The organism is Cellulosimicrobium marinum, from assembly GCF_020551945.1.
GTDB lineage: Bacteria > Actinomycetota > Actinomycetes > Actinomycetales > Cellulomonadaceae > Cellulosimicrobium > Cellulosimicrobium marinum.
The window spans coordinates 191,469-215,981 of sequence record NZ_JAJBZH010000004.1; the positions used below are offsets into that span (position 1 = coordinate 191,469).

At 75.6% G+C, this 24,513-nt stretch carries 22 protein-coding genes; 13 read left to right on the forward strand and 9 right to left on the reverse strand.

The window, feature by feature from the left end; all coding sequences use genetic code 11:
* Positions 1-71 precede the first annotated feature (71 nt).
* From LGQ04_RS10735 to LGQ04_RS10760, 6 genes are all read left to right on the forward strand, one after another.
* Positions 72-800: a GOLPH3/VPS74 family protein gene (locus LGQ04_RS10735; RefSeq protein ID WP_229243696.1), complete on the forward strand. Its 729-nt coding sequence runs from the start codon at positions 72-74 to the stop codon at positions 798-800.
* A 321-nt stretch (positions 801-1,121) separates the two neighbouring features.
* The gene (locus LGQ04_RS10740) at positions 1,122-1,727 is read left to right on the forward strand and encodes a 50S ribosomal protein L25/general stress protein Ctc (protein ID WP_229243922.1); all 606 of its coding nucleotides are present in this window, start codon (positions 1,122-1,124) and stop codon (positions 1,725-1,727) included.
* Positions 1,728-1,832: 105 nt separating this feature from the next.
* The gene (gene pth / locus LGQ04_RS10745; protein WP_229243697.1) at positions 1,833-2,435 is read left to right on the forward strand and encodes an aminoacyl-tRNA hydrolase; all 603 of its coding nucleotides are present in this window, start codon (positions 1,833-1,835) and stop codon (positions 2,433-2,435) included.
* 96 nt (positions 2,436-2,531) lie between these two features.
* Entirely contained in the window at positions 2,532-3,695 is a 1,164-nt protein-coding gene (locus LGQ04_RS10750; RefSeq protein ID WP_229243698.1) for a glycosyltransferase, read from the forward strand.
* Positions 3,692-5,551, forward strand: coding sequence for a Wzz/FepE/Etk N-terminal domain-containing protein (locus LGQ04_RS10755; protein WP_229243699.1), 1,860 nt, complete (start codon positions 3,692-3,694; stop codon positions 5,549-5,551). The genes LGQ04_RS10750 and LGQ04_RS10755 overlap by 4 nt, the downstream gene beginning before the upstream one ends.
* Positions 5,548-6,732: a glycosyltransferase family 4 protein gene (locus tag LGQ04_RS10760; RefSeq protein ID WP_229243700.1), complete on the forward strand. Its 1,185-nt coding sequence runs from the start codon at positions 5,548-5,550 to the stop codon at positions 6,730-6,732. Before LGQ04_RS10755 ends, LGQ04_RS10760 begins: the two co-directional genes overlap by 4 nt.
* Here LGQ04_RS10760 and LGQ04_RS10765 read toward each other — a convergent pair.
* The 5 genes from LGQ04_RS10765 to LGQ04_RS10785 are packed head-to-tail and all read right to left on the reverse strand — an operon-like array spanning position 6,680 to position 13,368.
* Positions 6,680-7,822: a glycosyltransferase gene (locus LGQ04_RS10765; RefSeq protein WP_229243701.1), complete on the reverse strand. Its 1,143-nt coding sequence runs from the start codon at positions 7,820-7,822 to the stop codon at positions 6,680-6,682. The genes LGQ04_RS10760 and LGQ04_RS10765 overlap by 53 nt on opposite strands.
* Entirely contained in the window at positions 7,819-8,856 is a 1,038-nt protein-coding gene (locus LGQ04_RS10770) for a glycosyltransferase family 4 protein (protein WP_229243702.1), read from the reverse strand. The genes LGQ04_RS10765 and LGQ04_RS10770 overlap by 4 nt, the downstream gene beginning before the upstream one ends.
* Complete coding sequence (locus LGQ04_RS10775) at positions 8,853-9,989, reverse strand: glycosyltransferase family 4 protein (protein ID WP_229243703.1); 1,137 nt, start codon at positions 9,987-9,989, stop codon at positions 8,853-8,855. The genes LGQ04_RS10770 and LGQ04_RS10775 overlap by 4 nt, the downstream gene beginning before the upstream one ends.
* Positions 9,986-11,323 carry an O-antigen ligase family protein gene (locus LGQ04_RS17755; protein ID WP_229243704.1) on the reverse strand — a complete coding sequence of 446 codons (1,338 nt, stop codon included), beginning with the start codon at positions 11,321-11,323 and terminating at the stop codon, positions 9,986-9,988. The genes LGQ04_RS10775 and LGQ04_RS17755 overlap by 4 nt, the downstream gene beginning before the upstream one ends.
* Entirely contained in the window at positions 11,320-13,368 is a 2,049-nt protein-coding gene (locus LGQ04_RS10785; protein WP_229243705.1) for a glycosyltransferase, read from the reverse strand. Before LGQ04_RS10785 ends, LGQ04_RS17755 begins: the two co-directional genes overlap by 4 nt.
* Before the next feature lie 185 nt (positions 13,369-13,553).
* Between LGQ04_RS10785 and LGQ04_RS10790 the strand changes: the two genes are divergently transcribed.
* The 3 genes from LGQ04_RS10790 to LGQ04_RS10800 are packed head-to-tail and all read left to right on the forward strand — an operon-like array spanning position 13,554 to position 16,710.
* A complete protein-coding gene (locus tag LGQ04_RS10790; RefSeq protein ID WP_229243706.1) occupies positions 13,554-14,597 on the forward strand; it encodes an NAD-dependent epimerase/dehydratase family protein in 1,044 nt (347 codons plus the stop codon).
* Positions 14,594-15,838 (forward strand): class I SAM-dependent methyltransferase, encoded by a 1,245-nt coding sequence (locus LGQ04_RS10795; RefSeq protein WP_229243707.1) that lies wholly within the window; start codon positions 14,594-14,596, stop codon positions 15,836-15,838. Before LGQ04_RS10790 ends, LGQ04_RS10795 begins: the two co-directional genes overlap by 4 nt.
* Positions 15,835-16,710 (forward strand): glycosyltransferase family 2 protein, encoded by an 876-nt coding sequence (locus tag LGQ04_RS10800; RefSeq protein ID WP_229243708.1) that lies wholly within the window; start codon positions 15,835-15,837, stop codon positions 16,708-16,710. Before LGQ04_RS10795 ends, LGQ04_RS10800 begins: the two co-directional genes overlap by 4 nt.
* A gap of 57 nt (positions 16,711-16,767) precedes the next feature.
* Here the strand turns inward: LGQ04_RS10800 and LGQ04_RS10805 are convergent, their stop codons facing one another.
* Genes LGQ04_RS10805 through LGQ04_RS10820 form a run of 4 tightly spaced genes read right to left on the reverse strand, consistent with a single transcriptional unit; the run spans position 16,768 to position 20,498 of the window.
* A complete protein-coding gene (locus LGQ04_RS10805) occupies positions 16,768-18,072 on the reverse strand; it encodes an NAD(P)H-dependent oxidoreductase (RefSeq protein ID WP_229243709.1) in 1,305 nt (434 codons plus the stop codon).
* Positions 18,069-18,617 carry a dTDP-4-dehydrorhamnose 3,5-epimerase gene (gene rfbC / locus LGQ04_RS10810; protein WP_229243710.1) on the reverse strand — a complete coding sequence of 183 codons (549 nt, stop codon included), beginning with the start codon at positions 18,615-18,617 and terminating at the stop codon, positions 18,069-18,071. Before rfbC ends, LGQ04_RS10805 begins: the two co-directional genes overlap by 4 nt.
* A 1-nt stretch (position 18,618) precedes the next feature.
* The gene (locus tag LGQ04_RS10815) at positions 18,619-19,419 is read right to left on the reverse strand and encodes a glucose-1-phosphate cytidylyltransferase (protein ID WP_229243711.1); all 801 of its coding nucleotides are present in this window, start codon (positions 19,417-19,419) and stop codon (positions 18,619-18,621) included.
* Entirely contained in the window at positions 19,416-20,498 is a 1,083-nt protein-coding gene (locus LGQ04_RS10820; protein ID WP_229243712.1) for an acyltransferase family protein, read from the reverse strand. Before LGQ04_RS10820 ends, LGQ04_RS10815 begins: the two co-directional genes overlap by 4 nt.
* Before the next feature lie 241 nt (positions 20,499-20,739).
* Between LGQ04_RS10820 and LGQ04_RS17760 the strand changes: the two genes are divergently transcribed.
* Genes LGQ04_RS17760 through LGQ04_RS10840 form a run of 4 tightly spaced genes read left to right on the forward strand, consistent with a single transcriptional unit; the run spans position 20,740 to position 24,502 of the window.
* On the forward strand, positions 20,740-21,342 hold the full coding sequence (locus LGQ04_RS17760; protein ID WP_229243713.1) for a serine O-acetyltransferase: 603 nt from the start codon (positions 20,740-20,742) through the stop codon (positions 21,340-21,342).
* Positions 21,339-23,264, forward strand: coding sequence for an HAD-IIIC family phosphatase (locus LGQ04_RS10830; RefSeq protein WP_229243714.1), 1,926 nt, complete (start codon positions 21,339-21,341; stop codon positions 23,262-23,264). Before LGQ04_RS17760 ends, LGQ04_RS10830 begins: the two co-directional genes overlap by 4 nt.
* A complete protein-coding gene (locus LGQ04_RS10835) occupies positions 23,257-23,493 on the forward strand; it encodes an acyl carrier protein (RefSeq protein ID WP_229243715.1) in 237 nt (78 codons plus the stop codon). Before LGQ04_RS10830 ends, LGQ04_RS10835 begins: the two co-directional genes overlap by 8 nt.
* Before the next feature lie 10 nt (positions 23,494-23,503).
* Entirely contained in the window at positions 23,504-24,502 is a 999-nt protein-coding gene (locus LGQ04_RS10840; RefSeq protein WP_229243716.1) for a glycosyltransferase family 2 protein, read from the forward strand.
* The last annotated feature ends 11 nt before the right edge of the window (positions 24,503-24,513 follow it).

A 24,513-nucleotide genomic window follows, 5' to 3' on the forward strand; every position in this document is an offset into this window, starting at 1 on the left:
AGCCGGGACACGGGCGCGGTCGTGACATACGGCACGGGTCCGGCGCAGGGGTTCGTCCTAGCGTGGACGGCATGCTCATCCTCGAGGACTACCTCCTGCTGACGCTGGACGACGAGACGGGCAAGGCGGTCGTCGACGCCTCGTACCGCGAGCAGGTCGCCGCGGGTGCGCTGCTGGTCGAGCTCGCGCTGCTCGGTCGTGCGGACCTCGCGGGTGACGGCGACGGTGGTCGGGTGGGGCGCATCGTCGTGCGCGACTCGACCTCGACGGGTGACGCCCTGCTCGACGAGACGCTCGACGTCGTGCGGGCGAAGGAGGGTTCGAGGCCGAAGGCGCTCGTCGCGCCGATCGCCCGGCTGAAGCCCGCGGCGCGCGCGGTGGCGTCGCTCGCGGAGCGCGGGTTCCTGCGGCGCGAGGACGGCCGCGTGCTCGCCATCTTCCCGACGACGCGGTGGCCCGCCGCGGACTCCCGGCACGAGGACGCCGTCCGGGGCGAGCTCTGGCGCGTGCTGGTCGACGGCGGCGCCCCGGACCAGCGGACGGTCGGGCTCGTCGCGGTCCTGTCCGCGACGGGCCAGGCGGGCCGGGTCCTCGCGGCGGGCGGCGTGCGGGGCGCGCCGGACGGCACCGACGCCGGGTACGCGTGGACGGCCGCGCGGCGTCGTGCCGTGGACCGCCGGGCGAAGGAGGTCGCGCAGGGCGCGTGGGCGAGCGAGGCGGTGCGCGCGTACGTGGACGAGATCAGCGCGGCGGTCCTCGTCGGCGCGACGGTCGCGGCCACGGCAGCGGCGACGTCCTGAGCGCCCCGGCGAGCGTCCCGGCAGGCGGGCGAGCAGGTTTCGCCCCGGGCCCCGGCCCGGGTACAGTAGTCAGGTTGCCTCGGCGAGGGACGTCTGACGGCCGGTGAACGCGGAACCACGGGAGCACCCGTGGGCGCGGACCGGGTGGAGTCAGCCAGACCTGTTGGATCTCCGTTATCGACTGGGCGGTCGTCCTCCTGCGCGCGTCCGTCACACGTCCCGCGCCGACGCAGCCGCCGTCCGGGAGGCCCTCTCACCGTCCGGACAGCCGACCGCTCCCCACTGGCGGCCGGCCCGCAACAGTCTTCAGGAGTGATCCACGTGTCCGAGATCAAGCTCGCAGCCGAGGCCCGCACCGAGTTCGGCAAGGGTGCCGCCCGCCGCATCCGCCGCGCCGACAAGATCCCCGCCGTCCTCTACGGGCACGGCAGCGACCCCGTCCACGTGACGCTCCCGGGCCACGAGACGATGATGGCGCTCAAGCACTCGAACGCGCTGTTCTCCATCCAGCTCGACGGCAAGGGCCAGCTCGCGATCGCCAAGGACGTCCAGCGCGACCCGGTCCGCGGCATCATCGAGCACGTCGACCTGCTCATCGTGAAGAAGGGCGAGAAGGTCGCCGTCGACGTCCCCGTGCACGTCGTGGGCGAGTCGGCCCCCGGCACGATCCACCTCGTCGACCTCCAGACCCTCGCCATCGAGGCCGAGGCCACGCACCTGCCGGAGACCGTCGAGGTCTCCATCGAGGGCCTCGAGGCCGGCTCCTCGGTCACGGCCGGCGAGGTGACGCTGCCGAAGGGCGCGACCCTCACCGCCGACCCGGAGCTCGTCGTCGTCACCGTCTCGGTGCCGCAGGCGGAGGAGCTGCCCGAGGACGAGGCCGCCGAGGAGGCCGAGGAAGCCCCGGCCGAGGCCGCCGCGGAGTGATCCTCCGCGTCGCGGCGACCGGCCGCGACGCGACCTGCCGGACGCCCGGTACCGTGACGGTGCCGGGCGTTCGCGCGCCCGAGACCGTGCGAAGGACGAGGTGACATGACCGACCAGCCCTGGCTCGTCGTCGGGCTCGGCAACCCCGGGGACCGGTATGCCGCGAACCGCCACAACCTGGGCCACATGGTCCTCGACGTCCTCGCGGGGCGGGCCGGCGTCCGGTTCTCCCGGCACCCGCGCGCCCAGGCGGTCGTCGGCGAGGGGCGGATCGGCACGCTGCCGGGCGGGCGTCCCGGGCCGCGCGTCGTCCTGGCGAAGCCGAGCACCTACATGAACGTCTCCGGCGGCCCCGTCGCGGGGCTGGCGACGTACTTCGGCGTGGACCCCGACCACGTCGTCGTGGTGCACGACGAGGTCGACATCCCGTTCGGCGCGGTGAAGCTGAAGATCGGCGGGGGTGAGGGCGGGCACAACGGCCTGCGCGACATCACGAAGGCGCTCGGGACGCGCGACTACGTCCGCGTGCGCGGCGGCGTCGGCCGCCCGCCCGGCCGCATGGACACCGCCGACTTCGTGCTGAAGAACTTCTCCGGGACCGAGGCGAAGGAGCTCCCCTTCCTCCTCGACGACGCTGCCGACGCGGTCGAGACGGTCCTCACGGACGGCCTGCTCGCGGCGCAGGGGAAGTTCCACACGCGCGCCTGACCGTCCGTTTTCACCCGGGTGACGTCCCTTCGTCCCCCCGGTCCGGGCCCTGACGGGCGCCTACCCTGGAACCTGCTTCGCCAGGGAGGGGCACGCATGACGGACGGTGTCGCGCTCGCGCACGACTACGCCACCCAGCGGGGCGGGGCGGAGCGTGTCGCGCTCATGCTCGCGCAGGCCTTTCCCGGCTCGCCGATGTACACGACCCTGTACGACGCCGCGGGGACCTTCCCGGAGTTCGCGGACCTCGACCTGCGCACGTCCGGGATCGACCGCGTCGACCTGCTGCGGCGCCACCACCGGCTCGCGCTGCCGCTCCTCGCCCGGGCCGTCGACCGGCAGCGCGTCGACGCGGACGTGCTGCTCGCGTCGTCGACGGGCTGGGCCCACGGGTACCGGGGCGCGCGCAGCACGGTGGTGTACTGCCACGCCCCGGCGCGCTGGCTCTACCAGCGCGACCGCTACCTGGGCGCCGACGACGGGCGTGTCGTGGAGCGTGCCCGACGGCGCGCGGTCGCCACCGCGCTCGGCGTCCTCGCCCCGGGGCTGCGCCGGTGGGACGCCGCCGCTGCCGCGCGGGCCGACGTGTACCTCGCGAACTCGACCGTGACGCAGCGCGCGGTGCGCGACGCCTACGGCATCGAGGCCGAGGTGCTGCCACCTCCGCCCGCGATGCTCCCCGTGGGCGAGGAGCGCGCCGTGCCGGGCCTCGAGCCCGGGTTCCTGCTGTGCGTCGCGCGGCTCCTGCCGTACAAGAACGTGGACGCGGTGATCGGCGCCGCCCAGGCCACGGGCCGCACGCTCGTCGTCGTCGGCGACGGGCCCGACCGCGCCCGGCTCGACGAGCTCGCCACGCGGTCCCGCCCCGGGCTCGTGCGCCTGCTCGGCCGGGTCGACGACGCGACCCTGCGCTGGCTGTACGGGCACACCTCCGCGCTCGTCGCGGCGTCGTACGAGGACTACGGCCTCTCCCCGCTCGAGGCGGGCGCGTTCGGGCGGCCGAGCGTCGTGCTGCGCGACGGCGGCTACCTCGACACGGTCGTCGAGGACCGGACGGGGATCTTCTTCGACGCCCCCCGCGCCGACGCGATCGCGGGCGCCGTCGAGGCCGCGCACGCGCGTGCGTGGGATGATGGCGCGGTGAGGGCCCACGTCGCCGGATTCGGCCAGGAGCGTTTCGTCGCGCGCCTGCGCGAGGTGGTGAGCGGACTCCTCGACCCGGTGGTGTCCCGTGAGCCCGACGCAGGCGGTGGTCGATGACCCTCAGGGAGTTCCTCCGGACCGTCTGGGAAGGCAAGTACTACGTGCTCGCCGCGGTGCTCGTCGTCGTCGCGGGCGCGGTGTTCTACGTCGAGCGTCAGGAGACGGTCTACGAGGCCACGGCCGGCGTCCAGGTCGTCGCGGCGGAGTCGGTGCCGGGAGAGAACCAGCAGGCGTCGTCGGTGACGGTCGACACGGACCCGGAGATCGTGCGCGCCGTTGCCGTCATCGAGCCTGCTGCCGAGGCGCTCGGAGGCATGGACCCGCGCACCCTCGCGAGCTCCGTGAGCGGCTTCTACGTCGCCGACACCCTGACGATGTCCGTCATCGCCCAGGCGGGGACGCCCGAGGAGGCCGTGGCGCGGGCGAACGCCGTCGCGCAGTCGTACATCGCCCACCTGCCCACCGTGCTCGACGGCCAGGTCGCCGCGCTCGACGAACGGCGCGAGGCGCTGCGGGGCCAGCTCGACGAGATCCAGCGCGTCCTGGCCCGCGACGCCGACGACCCGCTCGCGCTCGCGGAGCGGGACACCATCGTCGGCCAGTACCAGTCGATCTCCGCGCTGCGGAGCACCTTCGAGTCGATCGTCAGCCCGGCCGTGCTGGTCGATCCGGCGACCTCGGCGGTGCCGCTCGGCATGCCCGCCCTGCTCGTCCTCGCCATCGCGGTGCTCACCGGCCTGGTGGCGGGTGTCGGGCTCGCGTTCGCGCGCCGCGGCCTGGACCTGCGCGTGCGTGGTCCGGGCGAGGCGGCGACGCTCGCCGAGACGCCCGTGCTGGCCGAGCTGTACGACGTCCGGGGCGCGGACAAGGACTTCCGCCGGACGGGGAACCTCCCGGTGTCGAGCCGCCACGCGTCCCCGTTCACGGAGTCCGTGCGCGAGCTGCGCACCGCGGTCCGGGTCTCCCTGGAGGACGCCCCGGACGCCGTGGTCGTGGTGACCGCCGCGGACCCGCACGCGCCGCGCGCGTTCATCACGGCGAACCTCGCGGCGTCGTTCGCGCTGAGCGGTCGGCCGACCATCGCGGTCTGCGGCGACCTGCGGCGCCCCCAGCTCGCCGAGCTCCTCCCGGCGCCCGAGTCGTGGAGCGGCGCGCCGGACGCGCTGCGGCCGACGACGATCCCCAACCTGCGGCTCATGCCCGTCCAGGACGAGGAGATGGACCCCGCGGACTTCCTCGCGACGGCCGGTGTCCGCGCGATGCTCGACGACCTCCGTGCCGAGGGCGCGATCGTCGTGGTCGACGCGCCGCCCGTGCTCGCGGCCGCCGACGCCACGATCCTCGGCGGGTACGCCAACGGGGTCGTGCTCGTCGCGTCGCTCGAACGGACGGACCGCGCCGTGCTGCAGGAGGCCGCCGAGCGGCTCCGCGTGAACCACGTCCCGCTCGCCGGGATCGCGCTGGCGGGCGTCAAGGGCGTCCGCCGGATGCACTACGCCACGTCGTACGGCACCGACGCGCCGCTCACCGCCGGCCCGGGGGACGCGGCGGCGCAGGAGCCGGGCACGGACGCTGCGAAGGCCGAGAGCGGGGACGCCGAGGCCACGGCGGCGTCCGAGGGCACGGCGGCGACCGAGGGCACGGTGCCGAGCCGGGCGACCCGTGGGGGTGCCCGGGCCAAGCGGCTCGCGAGCGAACCTGGCGCGCAGCGCCCCGCGTCGGAGAGCTCGACGGAGGCGCGGGCCACGAAGCCGGGCAAGGAGACCTCCGCCGCGGAGCAGGGCTCGTCGGTCGCCCGGTCCGCGGTCCGCCTCGAGCCCCGCTGGGCGAAGGTCCCCGCCTCGGAGGCCGAGCCCGACGACGAGGCCGAGAACGACGACGCCGGGATCCGCCGCCGACCCTTCCGATGGTGAGCGGGACCGAGACCGGCCCGCTGCGCGTCCTCGTCCTCGACCACACGGCCGAGCCGGGCGGGGCCGAGCTCGCGCTCGAGCGGCTCTGCGGTGCGCTCGACGCGTCGGTGTCCGTCCGCTGCGTCCTCTTCGCCGACGGCCCGCTCGTCGACCGCCTGCGCGGGCAGGGCGTGCCGACCCGGGTCGTGCCGCTCGACGCCCGGGTCGCCCGGGCCTCCCGGGCGGAGCTGGGCTCGGCGCGCGGCGGCGTCGTCCGCCGGGTGGTGACGGTCCTGCGGTTCCAGCGCACGCTTGCCGCCGAGATCCGCGCGGCGCGCCCCGACGTCGTGCACACGACGTCCCTCAAGGCGGACCTCCTCGCGCTGCTGCCGGCGGCCCTCGCGGGGACGCCGCTCGTGTGGCACGTGCACGACCGCGTGTCCGGCGACTACCTGCCCCGCCCGCTCCTCGTGCTCGTGCGGGCGGCGTCGTGGCTGCCGCGCGCGCTGGTGACGAACTCGCGCGCCACGGCGGCGACCCTGCCACGGGACTCGGTCGTCGCGTACCCCGGGCTGGGGCCGGAGCAGGTGCGACCACGGCCCCGACCTCGCCCCGACGGGCCTCCCGTCGTCGTGCTCGTCGGGCGCGTGAGCCCGACGAAGGGCCAGCGCGAGCTCGTGCGTGCCGCACCGCACGTGCTCCGCCACCACCCGGACGCGACGTTCCGGGTCGTCGGGGCGAGCACGTTCGGCGAGGAGGACTACGAGGCCGCGGTCCGTGCGGAGGCGCACGCGCTCGGCGTGGCGTCGCGGTTCACGTGGACGGGCCACGTCACCGACCCGGCCGCCGAGCTCGACGGTGCGAGCGTCGCCGTGCACGCCTCGCCGGTGCCCGAGCCGTTCGGGCAGGTGGTCGTCGAGGCGATGGCCCGGGGCGTGCCCGTCGTCGCGACCGACGCCGGCGGCGTGCCCGAGATCGTCGGGCGCGGACCGGACGCCCACGGGCTCCTCGTCCCCCCGGGCGACGTGGACGCCCTCGCCGCCGCGGTCGGCCGGCTCTTGGACGACCCCGAGGGCGCCGAGGAGCGGGCCGCGCGCGCGTGGGCGGACGTCCAGGAGCGCTTCTCCGTGGCGGGCACGGCCCGGACGGTCAGCGCGGTGTGGCGCCGTGCCGCGCGACCCGCGCGACGACGTCGGCCATGAGAGCCGCCTGACCGCGCCAGGTGGGGACGTCGCCCGCGTCCGCCGTGGCGCCGGGGGCGCGGAGCAGGGCGCGGACCGCCGCGGGGAAGTCGTCCGGCGCGGCCACGTGCACGTGGGACAGGCCGAGGTCCCGGAACCCGGCGACCGGGGTGGAGACGACCGGGCGTCCCACGGCCAGGTACTCGTACGCCTTGATCGGGTCGAGGCTCTCCGTGAACGGGGTGCGCACGTGCGGCACGAGGAGCACGTCCGCGTGCTGGAGGTACGCGGGCACGACGTCGCGCGGCCGGCTGCCGAGGACCGTGACGCCCGCGTCGGCGAACCCTGCGAGCACGGTCCGGTCGACGTCGACGACCGGGCCGACGAGCACCACCGACCCCGCGCCGTCGGCCTCCCGCGCCGTGCGGTCGAGGAGCGGGAGGTCGAACCGGTCCGGGTGCACCGTCCCCACGTAGACGGCCGTGCGTCCCGCGGGGAGGTCGGCGGGCCGGGGGAGCGGCGTGCGGTACCGCTCCACGTCCACCCCGTTGGTGACGAGCACGACGTCGCGCACCGCGCCCTTGGTGGTGACGAGCCCGGGCGAGCAGACCACCACCTCGGCGCAGCGGTCGAGCAGGAGGCCCTCGTCGGCGACGAGGCGGGCGTGCTCGTCCGGGGTGCGCTCGGCGGCGAGCCAGTCGTCGGTGACGTCGTAGAGCGCGGGCCACCCGGTGGCCGGGAGCATGCGTGCACCCGCCGGGTCGTTCACCCACAGCACCGGGTCGGTCATGCGGAGCCGGCGCGCGGCGGCCCGCGTGGCGCGGGCGAGCCGCTCGTCGACGCGCGGGTCCAGCCTGCGGGGCAGGCCCTTCGTGGGCTCGAACAGCCACAGCCGGTCCGCGCCCACGCCGTCGAGCGCGGGTCCTCGCCGCAGGCCACGGCCCGGTCGGGGCGCGCGCCGTCGGCTGGCCTGGAACAACGGGTCCGCGGCGGGCTCGACGAACAGGACGCGCAGGTCCGGGTCGGCCCGCAGCATCTCGGCGACGAGGTACTGGTTGCGGCGCCAGACGGCGTCCCACGCCTCCAGAGACAGCAGCACGAGGTCGGTCACCGGGCCTCCAGCGCGCGACGGTAGACCGCTGCCGTCCCGGCCACCCACGCGTCCGGCGTGTAGCGGTCGACCTGGCGGCGGCGTGCCGCGTCGGCGAGGGCGTCGCGACGGTCGGGCGCGGCGGCGAGCGCGGCCAGCGCGGCGGCGGCCGCCGCGGGGTCCGTGGGGTCGTGGAGCGCGGCGTCGTCGAGCCCGTCGAGCAGCTCGACGTGCCCGCCCGCGCGGGCCGCGACGACGGGCAGGCCGCTCGACATCGCCTCCAGGACGCTCAGGCCCAGCCCCTCGACGGCGCACGGCGCGAGGAGCAGCGCGGCGCGCGCCATGAGCGCGTCGACGTCGCCGCGACGTCCGAGGAACCGCACGGCCGTCCCGATGCCGAGACCCGCGGCGAGCGCCTCGAGTTCCGTGCGCAGCGCGCCGTCCCCCGCCACGTCGAGGTGCCACCCGGCGTCGGCCAGGCCGGACGCGGCGAACGCACGCAGGGCGACGTCGGTGCCCTTCTCCGGCTCGAGCCGCTGCGCGAGGAGCGCGACCCGCTCGCGCTCGGCGGCGCGCGGGGCCGGGCCGCGGTCCTCGACCCCCGGGGGCACGACGACGCTCGGTCCGTCCACGGAGTCGGCGACGAACCGGCTGATGGCGACCTGCGCGACGACGGGCCGGCGGGCCACGGCGGCGACGGCGGGGCCGAACCGCCCGGTGCCGCGGGGGCGGGCGAAGTGCCGGGTGCTCACGACGGGCCCGACGCGCGGACGCAGCACGGTGGCGACCGACGCCGCGACCTCCGCCGCGGTCATGTGCACGTGCACGACGTCGGCCCCCGGCCCGTGGGAGAGCAGCGCACGCAGGACGTCGGTGGTCGACGCGGCGGGCAGCAGCCGCACCGGCGCGTCGCCGGTGGTGGCCCGCATCCCGGCCGGGTCGCCGCCCACGACGACGACGCCGTCCCCGTGCGCGGACTGCGCGCGGGCGAGACGCGCGACGTGCCGCTCGACGCCCGCGAACCCGTCCGAGCGGACGGCGTGGAGGACCCTCATGCCGCACGTCCTGTCTGCGGGGCGAGCTCCGCCGCGAGCGCGAGGTAGCGCCGGGCGACGGCGTCCCAGCCGTGGACCTCGGCGGTCTCCCGCGCCGCGCGCGCGACGGCGGAACGGGCGTCGGGGTCGAGGGCCGCGACGGCGCGGAGCCCGCGGGCGACCCCCTCGACCGTCCGTTCGACGATCCATCCGTTCCGGCCGTCGTCGAGCACGTCGGGCACGTAGCCGACCGGTGTCGCGACGACCGGGACGCCGCACGCGAGCGCTTCGAGGACCACCAGGGCGTTGGCCTCGTAGGCGCTCGGCAGGGCGAGGGCGTCGGCCGCGTGCAGCCAGGGCAGCGGGTCGTCGACCCGGCCCGCGAGCCGGACGCGGTCGCCCGTGCCGAGACGGTCGACGTGCGCCCGGACGTCCGCGAGCATGTCGGGCGTCCCCCCGACGACGCCGACGTGGACGGTGGGGACGGTGGCCGCCGCGTCGAGGAGCAGCCCGAGCCCCTTGCGCGAGAACTCGTGCCCGACGAACACGACGTGCACCGCGTCGTCGGGCACGCCGGCCGCCGCGCGGGCGGCGGCGCGGTCGACGTCGGAGGGCGGGGCGAACCGTGCGACGTCGACGCCGTTGGCCACGACGACCGCCGGGACGCGCAGGCGCGGGTACGTCGCCCGCAGCGCCTCGCGCTCGCCCTCGGTGAGGTTGACGACCACACGATGGGTGCGGCCCCGGTAGCGCACCGCGTCGCGGAGCGCCGTGAACAGGTGGAGGGGGTTGCGGACCATGCGCCACGCGTAGCCGCCGCGCGCACGCATGGCGACGCGCAGGATCCCGTGGTTGACGTAGACGTCGCCCGCGAGCACGTCGTTGTGGCAGATCGACACCGCGCCGGGCCTCGCGGCGAGGAAGCGGCGTGCCAGGACGGTGCCCACGGTGGAGAACCACACGACGCGCGCGAGGAGGGCGAGGCGGCCGCGCAGGCCCGCGCCCGGCTCGGGCAGCCAGGTGCCGCGCGCCTCGGCCAGCGTGAAGCGCTCGGTGGCGACACCGGCACGCCGGAACGACTGCTCGAGGTGGTGCGCGACTCCGCCGACGCCGCTTCCCGCGGCGACCTCCGGGGCGATCTGGACGATCCTCATCGGCGGGCGGTCTCCATCTCCTGGACGGACGGGAGGGTGCGGTCCGGGTCGTCGGGGACCAGCCCGGACCGGTACGCCTCGCGGGAGCGGGCGTAGGCCTCGGCCCCGACGCAGACCCCGGCGATCGCGAAGGGCACGGTGACGACGATCGCCGACCAGAACAGGTCGAACTGGCCCTGGACGAACCGCGACAGCAGCACGGTGAGGGCGAGGGTGCCGAACCGCGGGTTCATCCGCCAGAGCACGACGACGCTGCCGGCGAAGAGGACGAGGAATCCGAGCAGGCCGACGGCGCCCGCCGAGGACAGCACCTCGAGCTCCGCGTTCGGCGGCTGGAACGTGTACTCGGTGCGCCCGGCGGTCCACCAGCGCAGCCCGACGCCGAACCACGGGCTCGAGCGCCACACCTCGAGCGCCTGCTGGTACCAGGTGAGGCGCTGGTTGGCCGAGTTGAACGGGTTGTCGGACGAGAGCTGATCCTGCACGGCGAGCCACACGAACCAGATCGCGGGGATCGCGGCGAGCAGGATGAGCTTGGACCGCTTGCGGTCGGGGTCGGTGCGCAGCGTGATGAGCATGACGCCGACCGCGAGGCCGACGAGCGCCTGCCGCGCCTCGGACGCCGCGACGCCGACCGTGCAGAGCGCGAACGACGCGTAGGTGAACCAGCGCGGCCACCCCACCCACCAGGGACGCGCGTACGCGACGAGCGCGGCGATGCCGAGCACGCACCCGATGAGGTTCTTGTGCATCCCGAAGGGCCACGTGAGGTAGACCGGCCCGTCGTAGCCCGCCGCGAGGTTCTGCGCCCACGCGACGCACGTGAGCAGAGCGATGAGCAGGCACGGGATCATGAAGAGGGTCAGCCCGACGCGGGCCCGGCCGGAACGACCCACGGCCCACCCCACGACGAGCGCGCCGCCCGTGGACAGCCACGCGTGGAACCACTCGACGGTGTTCGCGAGGTAGGGGTTGGCGATGACGGTGAAGAGCGTCGTGACCTGGTAGAAGAAGGTCAGCCACAGCAGGGACCGCATCGCCGCGGAGTAGGGGCGGGGCGCGAGGACGAGGGACGCCCAGAACGCGGCGAAGGCCGCGAGGTCGCTCAGGGTGAGGTCGACGCCCCCGCCGGCGACGCGCTGCACGACGACGAGCGCGGGCATCGCGAGGACGGGCAGGGCGGCCTGGTCGTACGCGGTGAGGCCGACGACGAGGACCGCGGCCGCACCGGCGACGGCGAAGGGGGTCGAGGCGGGGACGAGGTACCCGAGCAGGGCGAGGGCGCCGGCGACGGCGACCGTGCCGACGACCCAGGCGGCGGACCTGCGGATCACGCCGGCTCCGGCGTGCGGTAGCGGCGCTCGGCCGCCGCGGGTCCGGCGAGGTACAGCCGGAGGCGGCGCCGCGCGCTCGCCCGGGTCTCGCCCCGGGCCAGGACGCCGCGCGCCGCGGCGCCGGCCACGGCGCCCGCGCGGGCCGCCGCCCAGCCCGCGGCACCGAAGTGCTTGCGCTGGAAGTGCTCCTGGGACGCGTAGAAGTGCGTGTCGCGCCGCAGCGGGTCGGAGCTGGTCGCGCCGCCCAGGTGCAGCGCGGTAACCTCGGGGTCGACGACGTGGCGCCACCCGCGCAGGTTCGCCCGGTACGCCCAGTCGGACTCCTCGGCGTAGAGGAAGAAGCGCTCGTCGAACGTCCCGACGTCGGCGAGCGCCTCGGCGGACAGGAGCAGGACCGAGCCGATGACGAAGCTGCGGTCGGGCGGGGTGCGGCGCAGGCGTCCGAGGCCGACGGCCTCGACCCACGTGGCGAGGGGAGACGGGTACGGCCAGACGACGCGCGCGGGACGCCCGTCGCCGTCGACCTGGGCGGGCCCGACGCTCGCGGTGCGCCCCCGGGCGTGGAGGGTGCGGACGAGGCGGCGGACGTCGTCGGCGTCGACCTCGGCGTCGGGGTTGAGGAGCAGGACGTCGCGGCCGGGAGCCTGCCGGTGCGCGAGCGCCTGGTTGACGCCGGCCGCGAAGCCGCCGTTGCGGCCGGGGTCGAGGTACCGCCCGCCCGCGAGCTCGACGATCTCGCGGATCTCGGGCAAGGACGAGTTGTCCACGACGGTGAGCGGGAACTTCCCCGCGAGCGGCGCGACCGCGCGCTCGACGAGGTGGGGCGACCCGTAGGCGACGAGCACGACCTCGGGGTCCTCGACGGCGTCGGGTGCCGCCGGTCCGTGGCTCGGGGCGCTCCCCGGGCGCAGGACCTCCTCGTACATCTCCCGGTACTGCCGTGCGACCTGCTCCCAGGAGCACGCCGCGGCACGGCGCAGGCCCGCGGTGCGCAGCCGTCCGGCGAGGGCGGTGTCCGTGCCGACGCGCACGAGCGCGTCCCGCAGGGCGACCACGTCGTCGGGCGGGACGAGGACCCCGGCGTCCGCGACGACGTCGGGCAGGGCACCCGTCCGGCTCGCCACGACCGGCACGCCGCACGCCATCGCCTCGACCGCGACCCGGCCGAACTGCTCCACCCAGCCCGGCGTCGCGCGCGACGGCACGGCGAGCACGTCGAGGCCGCGGTACAGGTCCGCGAGCCCGGCGTCGTCGAGCGACCCCACGAACCGGACCCGGTCGCCGAGCGACCGCGCCCGCTCCCGCAGCGCCTCGCGGTCCGGGCCGTCCCCGGCCACGACGAGCTCCAGCCGGTCGTCCGCGGCCACCGCGTCCACGACGAGGTCGACGCCCTTGTGCTGCGCGAGCCGGCCGACGTACCCGACGACGGCGCGGCCCGGCGCACGGGACCCGGCGCCCGACCTCGTGTCCGGCCCGGCGTCGGCCGGGCGGAAGACGCGCGGGTCCACCCCGAGGGGCACCGTCCGCACGATCCCCCGCGCGCCCTTGCGCCGCACGATCCGCCCCGCCTCGTCGTTGCACACGCTCACCGCCGCGGCACCCCGCAGGGCGCGGGCCTCGAACGCCCGGAACGGCCACGAGTAGGTCTTGTCGAGGTTCTGCGCCGAGTAGAGCAGGTACGGCGCCGCAGGGCCGACGTCGCGCCCACGCGCCCGGTCCACGACGCGGCGCAGCCACCGCAGCGCCAGCACCTCGGCCGTCGCGAGCGCGAACGGCTCCTCGTGGAGGTCGAGGACGTCCCAGCGCTCCCCGAGCGCGCGCCACAGCGGCCGCGGGTCGTAGAGGAACAGGGCCGGGTGGCTCCCGACCGTCGCGACGCCCGCGACGGGCTCGCCAGGCCGCGGCTCCAGCGGCACCCGCGCACCACCCTCGTCCCAGACGCGCGCCGACAGCAGCCGCACGTCCACGCCGACGCGGCGCAGCTCGCGCTCGCGCTCGCGCCACGGCGTCACGACGGCGCTGTGGGACACCCGCAGGACCTTCACGCGGCCGATTCTTCCGCAGGGAACCGGCCCGGTGGGTATGTCCGCACGGATATCACCCGGTCGAGACGGCACGGATCGTGCCGGTCGGGGGAGATCGCGCGAATTCCACCCGCTCAGCCCCTTCCCGCAGGGCCGAGGGTGAGTAAGTTCGGACCCGTCGTAGCGGACCAGCGGAGGGGACAGGCGTGCGCGTGCTCGTGGACGGGGACCGGGGCTACGTGGGAGCGGTGCTCGTACCGTTCCTGCAGGCGGCGGGGCACGAGGTGGTCGGCCTCGACGTGGGGTGGTACGACGGGTGCGACTTCGGGCCGCCCGTCACGGGGTACGAGCAGCGCACCGGGGACATCCGCGACGTGCGCCCTCAGGACCTCGAGGGGTTCGACGCCGTCGTGCACCTCGCGGCGATCTCCAACGACCCCCTCGGCCACCTCAACCCCGAGGCGACCTACGCCGTGAACGCCCACGGCGCGGTGCACATGGCCCGCGCCGCGAAGGACGCCGGCGTCCCGCGGTTCCTCTTCTCGTCCTCGTGCTCGCTCTACGGCGCGGGCGGCGACGCCCCCGTCGCCGAGGACGGCGCGTTCCGGCCCGTCACCCCCTACGGGGAGAGCAAGGTCATGGCCGAGCAGGGCATCTCGGCGCTCGCGGACGACACGTTCTCGCCGACCTACCTGCGCAACGCCACCGCGTACGGGTCCTCCCCGCGGCTGCGGGCGGACATCGTCGTCAACAACCTCACGGGCACCGCGTTCACGCGCGGCGAGGTGCGGCTCCAGTCCGACGGCACGCCGTGGCGGCCGCTCGTGCACGTCGAGGACATCGCGCGCGCGTTCCTCGCGGCGCTCGAGGCGCCGCGCGACGTCGTGCACGACGAGGCGTTCAACGTGGGCCGCGACGAGGACGTCGTGCAGATCCGCACGATCGCCGAGCAGGTCAGCGAGATCACCGGCGCTCCCGTGTCGTTCGCGGCCGGGGCAGGCCCGGACACGCGCGACTACCGGGTCGACTTCACCAAGATCCGTGGGACGCTCCCCGCCGCCGACCCCGCGTGGACCGTCCCGGACGGGATCCGTGAGATCTGGACGCACGCCGGCGAGCGCGACCTCACGGCCGCCGACTTCGAGGGACCGCGGTTCGTGCGGCTGCGGCGCATCGAGGAGCTCGCCGCCTCCGGTCGCCTCGACGTCGCGACGCTGCGGCTCGACGACGCACCGGCGGTGACCGCATGACCGTGCGCCGCTGCCGGCTCTGCGACGCCGAGCTCACGACGACCTTCGTCGACCTCGGGATGAGCCCGCCCGTGCAGAGCTTCGTGCCCGCCGACCGGGTCGACGAGCCCGAGACCTTCTACCCGCTGCACGTGCGCGTGTGCGACCGCTGCCTGCTCGTCCAGCTGCCCACGTACGTCCCGGCGGAGGACATCTTCACGGACTACGCGTACTTCTCCTCCTACTCGGACTCGTGGGTGCGGCACGCCGCGACCTTCGTGGACGACGCCGTGGAACGCCTCGGGCTGGACGCGTCCTCGTTCGTCGTCGAGATCGCGAGCAACGACGGGTACCTCCTGCAGCACGTCGTGGACCGCGGCATCCGCTGCCTCGGCGTCGAGCCCGCGGCGAACGTCGCCCAGGCCGCGGTGGACCGCGGCGTGCCCACGGAGGTCGAGTTCCTCGGCGCGGCGACGGGCGCGGCGCTCGCGGGGCGCCACGGCGGGGCCGACCTCGTCGTGGCGAACAACGTCATCGGTCACGTCCCGGACCTGCGCGACTTCGTCGCCGGACTGCGCGCGCTCGTCGCGGACGACGGCTGGGTCTCGATCGAGATCCCGCACCTGCCCCGGCTCATCGCGGGCAACGAGTTCGACACGATCTACCACGAGCACTTCCAGTACTACACGCTCCTGACCATGCAGCGTGCGCTCGCCGTCGCCGGGCTGGAGGTCGTCGACGTCGAGGAGCTGGGGACGCACGGCGGGTCGTTCCGCACGTGGGCACGACCCACGGAGGCCGCCGGTCCGCCGTCCGCGGCGGTCGCCCGCGTCCTCGACGCGGAACGGGCCGCGGGCCTGCACGAGCTCGCCGGGTACGCCGGGTTCGCCGAACGGGTCCGGCAAGTGCGGGACGACCTCGTCCGGTTCCTCCTCGACCGCTCCGCCGAGGGCGCCACCGTGGCGGCCTACGGCGCCGCGGCGAAGGGCAACACGCTGCTCAACTACTGCGGGGTGCGGCCCGACCTGCTCGCGTTCTGCGTCGACCGCAACCCCGTCAAGCAGGGCACGTTACTGCCGGGGACCCGCATCCCGGTGCTCGCCGAGGAGGCGCTGCGCGAGGCCCGGCCGGACTACGTGCTCGTCGTGCCGTGGAACCTGCGCGACGAGATCGTCGACCAGCTCGCCTACGTCGCGCAGTGGGGCGGGAGGCTGGTCGTCGCGCTGCCCCGGCTCGAGGTGCTCGACCCCGTCCCCGCATGAGCGCCGCGCCGCGCGTCAGCGTCTGCCTCCCCGTGTACAACGGCGAGCGCTACCTCGACGAGACCCTCCGCTCGGTCCGGGAGCAGACGTTCGCCGACCTGGAGGTGGTGCTGAACGACAACGCCTCGACGGACGGCACGCAGGAGATCTGCCGCGCGCACGCCGCCGAGGACCCGCGCGTCCGGTACGTGCGGCACGACGTGAACCGCGGCGGCCTGTGGAACTTCAACGACGCGATGCGCCGCGCGCGGGGCGCGACGGTCAAGCTCGCGGCCGCGGACGACGTCCTGCGGCCGCGGTTCCTCGAGACCTGCGTCGACGCCCTGCACGACGGCGGCGAGGGCGTGGTCCTCGCCTACCCCCGGACGCAGATCATCGACGGGGAGGGGCGCGTCACCGAGGACCTCCACGACGACGGGCTGCACGGCGACCGGCCGACCCCGCACGAGCGGATCACGGAGTTCCTGCGCGCGCAGGCCGCGCACCTCGTGTTCGGCCTGTACCGGGCCGACGTGCTGCGCACGACCCGCGGGCTGCGCCCCACCATCGGCAACGACGTGGTCCTGCTCACCGAGATGGCGTGCCGGGGGCGGTTCGCGCTGGTGCCCGAACAGCTCTTCCTCCAGCGTCGGCACGCCACGCAGTACTCCGCCCAGGGCGCACGGCAGGTGCAGTTCCACGCCCCAGGCAAGGACGTCCGTTTCGACTTCCCGCACGCGCGCCTCGCGGGCCAGCTGTGGTCCGCCGTGACCTCGTCGCACCTGCCGCCCGCGGAGACGGGCCGCTCGCTCGCCGCGGTCACGACGAGCTGGGTGCTCCCGCGCTGGCGCGGCGTGGCGGGCGACGTGCGCCGCGCGGTCACCGGCCGCTGACGTCGCCGGTCGCTGATGTCGCCGGTCCCTGACCGCGTCGTCCGGGGCGGGCGGGGATCAGACGGGCGTGGGCAGGGCGTGACGGTCGGCCTGGGCGGCGCGCAGCGCGTCGGCGACCCGTCCGGGCGGCACGGTGACGTCCGCGTACGTGACCACCTGGTCCCGTGCGACGGGCCGCACGACGGTGCACCCGTGCGCGAGGCCCACCGGCAGGAGCCCGTCGCGGGCCGTGACGTCCGCCCGCTCGCACTCGCCGAAGTAGTGGTAGCCGCCGAGGTCGTCGAGCACCGTCCCCGGCGCGAGGTCCGTCTTCGCGACCGTGACGACGTCGACCGTCGGCGGCCCCGCGGGGTGCAGCGTCGTCTCGCCCAGCAGCACCGCACGCGCGATCGTGTCCGGCACCTCGAAGTGGCACAGGTGGTACGGCGTGTAGAACGAGTAGAGCGGCCCCGTGCCGAGCTTGTACAGCTCGAGGTAGTGCTGCTGGCGCGGGTCGTCCATCGCACCGAGCACGTACACGCCGGGGCCCGGGCGAGCGCCGACGACGTAGTCCACCGCCCCGCCGAGGGCGCGCAGCTCGTCCACGTCGTACATCGTCGTGAGCTCGTCGATGTGCCCGTCGTGGTCGCGGCCCAGCAGCCCGCGGCGGTGCACCGACATCCCGGTCGCGTTCGCCACGAGCGCCTGCTCCACGTTGACCTTGGTGCCGTCGGCGAAGCTCGACACCATGCGCGGGTCCTGGCCCCAGCGCTGTGCGAAGCCCTGCTGCGTCGTCGGGTTGCGGAACCGGTCCTGCAACCCCTTGACGTTCCCGCACACGAGCGGGGTCAGCCCGATGCGCCGGACGAACCGGTACAGGTTCATCTGGACGCCCGGCTGGTCGCCGTCGCACCCCGTGTAGACCACGCCCGCCTCGGCCGCGCGGCACGCGAGCTCCCACCCGACCGTCGCGTCGAGCTCGGCGTTCATGAGGACGAGGTGCTTGCCGTGCGCGAACGCGCTCAGCGCCGCGACGGCACCGAACTCGACGGCGCCCGTGACGTCGACGACGACGTCCACCTCGTCCGCCGCGGTGACGGCCTCGACGTCCTGCGTGAGCGCCACGCGTCCGGCGCGGGCGGTGCGGTCCACCTCGGCCGCGGAGCCGACGACGTCGACGTCGTGCACCCCCGCCCACTCGAGCGCCGCGCGCGCCTTGTCGACGTCGCGGCAGTGCACGGCGGTGACGACCATCCCGGGTGCGGTGCCCATGATCTGCAGGATCAGGGCCTTGCCCATGAACCCGGGCCCGAGCACGCCGACGCGCACGGGCCGTCCCTCGCGCTCCCGGCCGGCGACGAGGAGGTCGGTGGTGATGGTCACGGGGTGGGTCCCTCTCGGTCGGCGAGCAGCGGCCAGGCGGCGTCCTTCGGCGAGACGAGGCGTACCGGCAGGGGCCACTCGATGCCGAACGCCGGGTCGTCGTGCCGGTAGCCGTCCTCGCCCTCGGGCGCGTACGGGACCGAGCACAGGTAGATCATCTCGACGTCGTCGGTGAGCGCCTGGTAGCCGTGCGCGACGTGCGGGGGCACGAACAGCGCGCGCCGGTTCGTCGCGGACAGCTCGACCATGACGTGCTCGCCGAACGTCGGCGAGCCGGGGCGCACGTCGACCGCGACGTCCGCGACGGCGCCTGCGACGCACCGCACGAGCTTGCCCTCGGCGTGCGGGGGCGCGAGCCGGTGCAGCCCGCGCACGGTGCCCGCGGACCGGTTGTACGACATGCTGGCCTGCGCGACCTGCGAGGTCAGGCCCGCCGCGGCGAACTCGGCGGCGTCGAACGCGCGCGCGAAGAAGCCGCGGTCGTCGGAGAGCAGGTCGAGGTCGACGACCGTCACGCCCTCGATCGCCGTGGGTGTCAGTCGCACGTCAGGCCCACACCTTCCACGGGGCGTCGCCGGTGTCCCACCGGCGGTTCAGCTCGGTCCAGTCGCGGAACGTGTCCATGCCCATCCAGAACCCGGTGTGCTCGAACACCCCGAGCTCGCCGTCGCGGGCCAGCTTCTGCAGGGGCCGGTGCTCGAGCATCTCGTCCGGGTCGTCCACGAGGTAGTCGTCGAGGAACGCGCGCTCGAAGAGGAAGAACCCGCCGTTGACCCAGCCCGTCGCGAGCGTCGGCTTCTCGTTGAACTCCGTCACGGCCTCGCCGGTCACGTGCATCTCGCCGTAGCGGCTGCTCGGGTGCACCCCGGTGACGGTGCCGACGGTGCCCGCGCGCTCGTGCTGGGCGAGGAGGGCGTCGAGCCGCACGTCCCCGATCCCGTCGCCGTACGTCACCGCGAAGCGGGGGGCGTCGAGGTAGCGGGCCGCGCGGAAGATGCGCGCCGCGGTCGCGGTCGTGAGGCCCGTCTCCGCGAACGTCACGCACCAGTCCTCCACCTCGTCCGTGTGGAACACGGCGGGCTCGCCCGTGGAGAGGTCCAGGGTGAAGTCGGCCGTGAGGGTGCGGTAGTTGAGGAAGTACTGCTTGATGAGCTCGGACTTGTAGCCGAGCAGGAGGACGAACTTGCGGAAGCCGTAGTGGGAGTACGTCTTCATGACGTGCCACAGGATCGGTCGGCCGCCGATGTCCACGAGCGGCTTCGGGAGGCGTTCGCTCGCCTCGCGCAACCGCGTGCCCATGCCTCCGCAGAGGATGACGACGGGGATGTCTGCCGGGTCGGTGCTCATCTCACGCTCTCTCCGGGACGGACGTCGCCGGGTTCGGGCGACGGGGACGGGGCGGGCGCCCAGCGGCGCGGGACGGCCCGGGCGGGCCACTCGAACAACCAGCCGACGACGGCGTACCGGCGCAGCCGGACGAGCGCGTAGCCGACGGCCACGGCGAGCGCGAACGCGCCGAGCACGGTCAGGACGGCGGCACCGGCGGGGAGCACGCCGACGCCGGCCGCTCCCAGCGCGGCGGCCACCACGACGAACAGGGGGTAATGCGTCACGTACGTGACGACGCTGTGCCGCCCCAGGGTCTCCACGCCGTGCGTGCGCGGACCGACGACCGCCGTCGTCAGCGCGACGGCACCCAGGACGCCCACGGCGGACGCGAGGGCGAACAGCCCCTCGTGCGTGAACGTGCCCGTCGACACCGCGAGGACGCCCGGCAGCGGGGCGAGGCCGATCGCGACCCAGCGTCCGCGACCGGCCGTCACCGCCGCGACGACGCCGGGGGAGCGGGCGAGCGCGTAGCCGGCGACGAAGAAGGCCCCGAGGTAGAGCAGGGCCTTGGTCCGGCCGTCGGCGGCGGCGTCCATCGGGGTCGAGACCACGACGAGCGCGACCGCGACGACGACGAGGAGCCACCGTGGTGCGCGCCGCAGCACCGGCGCCACGGAGAAGTACACGAGGAGGTAGAAGACGAACCACAGGTAGCTCGTCGCGTACCACGTGCGCGGCTCGAGGAGCGGCCCGGGGGCGCCCCCGACCGCCGCGAGCACCACGACCCACACGACGTACGGCCACAGCAGGGTGCGGGCCTTGCCGAGGTAGTAGGCCGGGAGCGGCTTGCCGAACGCGCGCGGCAGCAGCATCCCGGACAGCACCATGAGCGCCGGCATGCGGTACGGCGCGAAGAACACGTCGACGGTGTCCATCCAGCGCGGGGCGCCGACCACGGACCCGACCACCGCCGTGGCGTGGCTCAGCACGACGAGGAGGATGGCCGAGCCCCGCAGGACGTCCATCCACCGGGCGCGTCCCTGCCCCGTGAGCGGCACGGTTCCCGGCACGACCGTCGCGGGTCGCGTGCTGGTCATGCCGTCCACCCCCAGTGCCGCGGTCTTCGTGGATCGTATCGAGGGCCGGACTGCCGCCTGAAGGCCCGCCGCGGGTGAATCGTGCACGGCCGCGCGCACGCAGCCGGAGCCCCGGGTGAAATGTGCGCCGATCGCCGCTCGCACGTCCACGGTCCCTCGCCCCGGGCCTGGTCCACGGACTACCTTCGCCCGTAGGCCAGGGAGGCCGGACGACCGCCCAGCGGTCCGGGGAAGGAGCACCGTGGTCGAGGTGGAGCGCGCGCCCGTCGGAACCGGGTCGGGGGACCGCGCGCCGCAGGCGCCGGCGTCGTTCGCCGAGCTGCTGCGGCTCGTCCGTGAGGACCACCGCATCAACAGCGAGGGTCTGTGGACGCCGGGGTTCTACGCAGTCGCGACGCAGCGCGTCGGTGCCTACGCGGCGTCGCCCGGGTGCCCGCGACCGCTGCGGGCCGTCCTGCGGCCTGCCGCAGAGCTCGCGTCGATCGTGGTCCGCAACCTCTTCGGCATCCAGCTGCCCCCGACCGTCCGGCTGGGACGCCGGGTCCGCATCGCCCACCAGCACGGCATCGTGATCCACCCGCACGCGACCCTCGGGGACGACTGCGTCGTGCGCCAGGGCGTCACCCTGGGCGCGGGCAGCGACGAGACCGAGGCGTTCCTGCGCCAGGCCCCCGTCGTCGGGGCGCGCGTGTCGCTCGGTGCGGGGTGCGTCGTCGTCGGCGCCGTGCGGATCGGCGACGACGCGAAGATCGGCCCCAACGCGGTCGTCATGACGCACGTGCCCGCGGGGGCGACGGTGATCGCGCAGCCCCCGCGGGTCATCCGCCCGAGGGCGTCGTCGTGAGCGCCGAGCTGCTCGCCGAGGCCCGCCGGCTCGCCGACGCGGGCGACGCCGCGGGGTGCGCCGCGGTCCTCGCCCGCGTCGCGGCCGACCCGGGCAGCACGAGCGCGTGGGCCGCGGCCGACCGTCTCGCGGCGCGCCTGCCCCGCTCGGACGACGGGACCGCTCCCTGGGCGCGGCGCACCGTGCGCCTCGCGCTGCTCGCGTCCCACACGAGCGGCCCGATGGCGTCGGCGCTGCGTGTCGCGGCGCTCGCGCACGGCGTCGCGCTCGACGTCCACGAGGCGCCCTACCACGCGTACGAGCAGGAGATCGCGGACCCGACCTCGGGCACCTACGCGTCCCGGCCGGACGTCGTGCTGCTCGCCGTCGACCAGCGCGAGGCGCGGCTGGCCGAGGTCTCCGGGGCGCCGGACGACGACGTGCGGCGCGAGGTGCAGCGGTGGCGGGCGCACTGGGACCTGCTGCGCGAGCGCAGCCGCGCCCTCGTGCTCCAGACGTCGTTCGTGCCGCCCGCGCACGACGCGCTGGGCGACGTCGCGCTGCGGACCCCCGGTGCGCGCCGTCGGCTCCTGCGGCGCGTCAACGACGAGCTCGCGCTCGCGGGAGACGCGGGCGCGGTCCTCGTCGACGCGGAGGCGGTCGCCGCCCAGGTGGGCGCGGCCGTGTGGGAGGAGCCGCGGTACTGGTTCGCGGGCAAGCAGGCCGTCGGTCCGGGTGCGCTGCCGTTCCTCGCCCGCCGGGTGGCCGACGTCCTGGCCGGCGCCCTCGGGCTCGGGCGCAAGGTCGTCGTGCTCGACCTCGACAACACGCTGTGGGGCGGGGTCGTCGGCGAGGACGGCGTGGGCGGCCTGGTCCTCGGGGACGGTCCCGCGGGCGAGGCGTTCGCCGCGTTCCAGGCGTACGCGGCGTCGCTGCGCACGCGCGGGCTGCTGCTCGCCGTCTGCTCGAAGAACAACCCGGCCGACGCGCGGGCCCCGTTCGAGCAGCACCCCGAGATGCGCCTGCGGCTCGACGACCTCGTCGCGTTCGAGGCCTCCTGGGACACCAAGCCCGAGGCCCTGCGGCGCATCGCCAAGCAGCTCGACGTCGGCCTCGACGCCCTCGTCCTCGTCGACGACAACCCGGCCGAGCGGGAGATCGTGCGCCAGCTCCTCCCGCAGGTGGGCGTCGTCGAGCTGCCCGCCCAGCCCAGCGGGTACGTCGCGGCCGTCGCGTCGTACCCCGGGCTGCAGTCGGCGGGGCTGACGGCCGACGACGCGCGCCGCACCGAGCAGTACCACGCCCGCCGGGAGGCGGCCGAGCTGGAGGGACGTGCCGCGACCCGGGAGGACTTCCTCGCGAGCCTGCGGACCACGGCCCGGGTCGAGCCCCTCGACGACGTGAACCTCGCCCGCGTGGTGCAGCTCGTCGGCAAGACGAACCAGCTCAACCTCACGGGCCGCCGTCACCAGGCCGCCGACCTGCTCGACCTCGCCGCCCGGCCGGGCGGCCTCGTATGGGGCCTGCGCGTCGCGGACCGGTTCGACGACCACGGGCTCGTCGGCGTCGTCGCCGCCGTGCCCAGCGGCCACGACCTGCGCGTCGACACGTTCGTGCTGTCCTGCCGCGTCCTCGGCCGCACCGCCGAGCGTGCGCTCCTCGACGCCCTGCACGCGCGCGCCGCGGTCGACGGCAGGCGGCGGATCCTCGGCGAGTTCGTCGCGACCGAGCGCAACGCGCCCGCGCGACCGATTCTCGCCGAGGCCGGGTTCCGACCCGTCGAGGCGCCGCCGGGCGGCGACCCGGCGGCCGAGTGGTGGGCGCTCGACGTCGCGGAGCAGCGGGTCGGGTCGCCGTACGTCGCGTGGACGGGGCCGGACGGCTCCGCCGGAGGAGGGGAGGCCGGAGCGCCGCCCCCGGACGAGGAGGACGCACGTGGATGACGTGGAGGCGGGCGTGGTCGAGGTGCTGCGCGAGGTGTTCGCCCGGCCGGACCTGGAGGTGACGCCGGCGACCACCGCCGCCGACGTCGAGGGCTGGGACTCCCTCGCGCACCTCAGCGTCCTCTTCTCGCTGGAGAGCAGGTTCGGCGTCCAGTTCACCGACACCGAGATGGGGTCCATCCAGGACGTCGGTGAGCTCACCGAGTCCATCCGGGCCAAGCGCGGCTGAGGAGCACGCCGTGACCGTCACGTCCCCCGTGGTGTCGGTCGTCATCCCCGCGCGCGACGCCGCGGCGACGCTGGGCGAGCAGCTGCTCGCCCTGTGCCCGCAGGTCGAGGCCGTCCGGGGCGAGGTCGTCGTCGCCGACAACGGGTCGCGCGACGCCACCCCCGACGTCGTCGCACGCGCCGCGCGGCGCTGGCCCGTCGTGCGCCTGGTCGACGCGTCCTCCGGGCACGGTCCCGGCGGGGCGCGCAACGTCGGTGTCGCCGCGGCGCGGGCGCCCGTCGTCGCGTTCTGCGACGCCGACGACGTCGTCTCCGGCGGGTGGCTCGCCGCGCTGCTGAGCGCCGCGCAGGACGGGCGCCTCGTCGCGGGCCCGCTCGACCGCGAGCGCCTCGGCGGCGGTCAGTCCTGGCAGCAGCAGGTCGACGGGCTCATGCGCAACCCGATCATGCCGGGCCTGTACTGCGCGGGGGCGGGCAACCTCGCGCTGCGCCGCGTCGACTTCCTCGCCCTGGGCGGGTTCGTCGCGGAGCTGCGCGCGGGCGAGGACGTCGACCTGTGCTGGCGCGCCCAGCTCGCCGGCCTGGAGATGGCCCTCGCCGAGAGTGCCGTGGTGCACGTCCGGGCGCGGTCGTCGCTGCGCGGTCTCTACCGCCAGATGTACGGCTGGGGGACGGGGTCGCGGGTCCTCGAGCAGCGGTACGCGGTGCTGCGGGCCGCGGGCCTCGGCGACGGCCCGGACGGAGCCCCCGAGGCGCCTGCCGTCGACGAGGGCAGCGGGGGCGAGGCGCCGCTCCCGGTGTCCGCCCGCAAGACGCTCGTCCGACGCGCCGCACGGCTCCTCACGACGTCGGGGCGTGCCGACGCGGCGTCGGCGCTCGCGGAACGGCGCGGGCGTGCGCGCGGTGACTTCGGCACCCCGGTCCCCGTCCTCACGCTCGCCGACGTCGCGGCTGCCCGCGAGCGCGTCCGGCGCGCGCACGCGGAGGACGACGGCGCGCCCCCGGCCTGACCAGGCCGGCC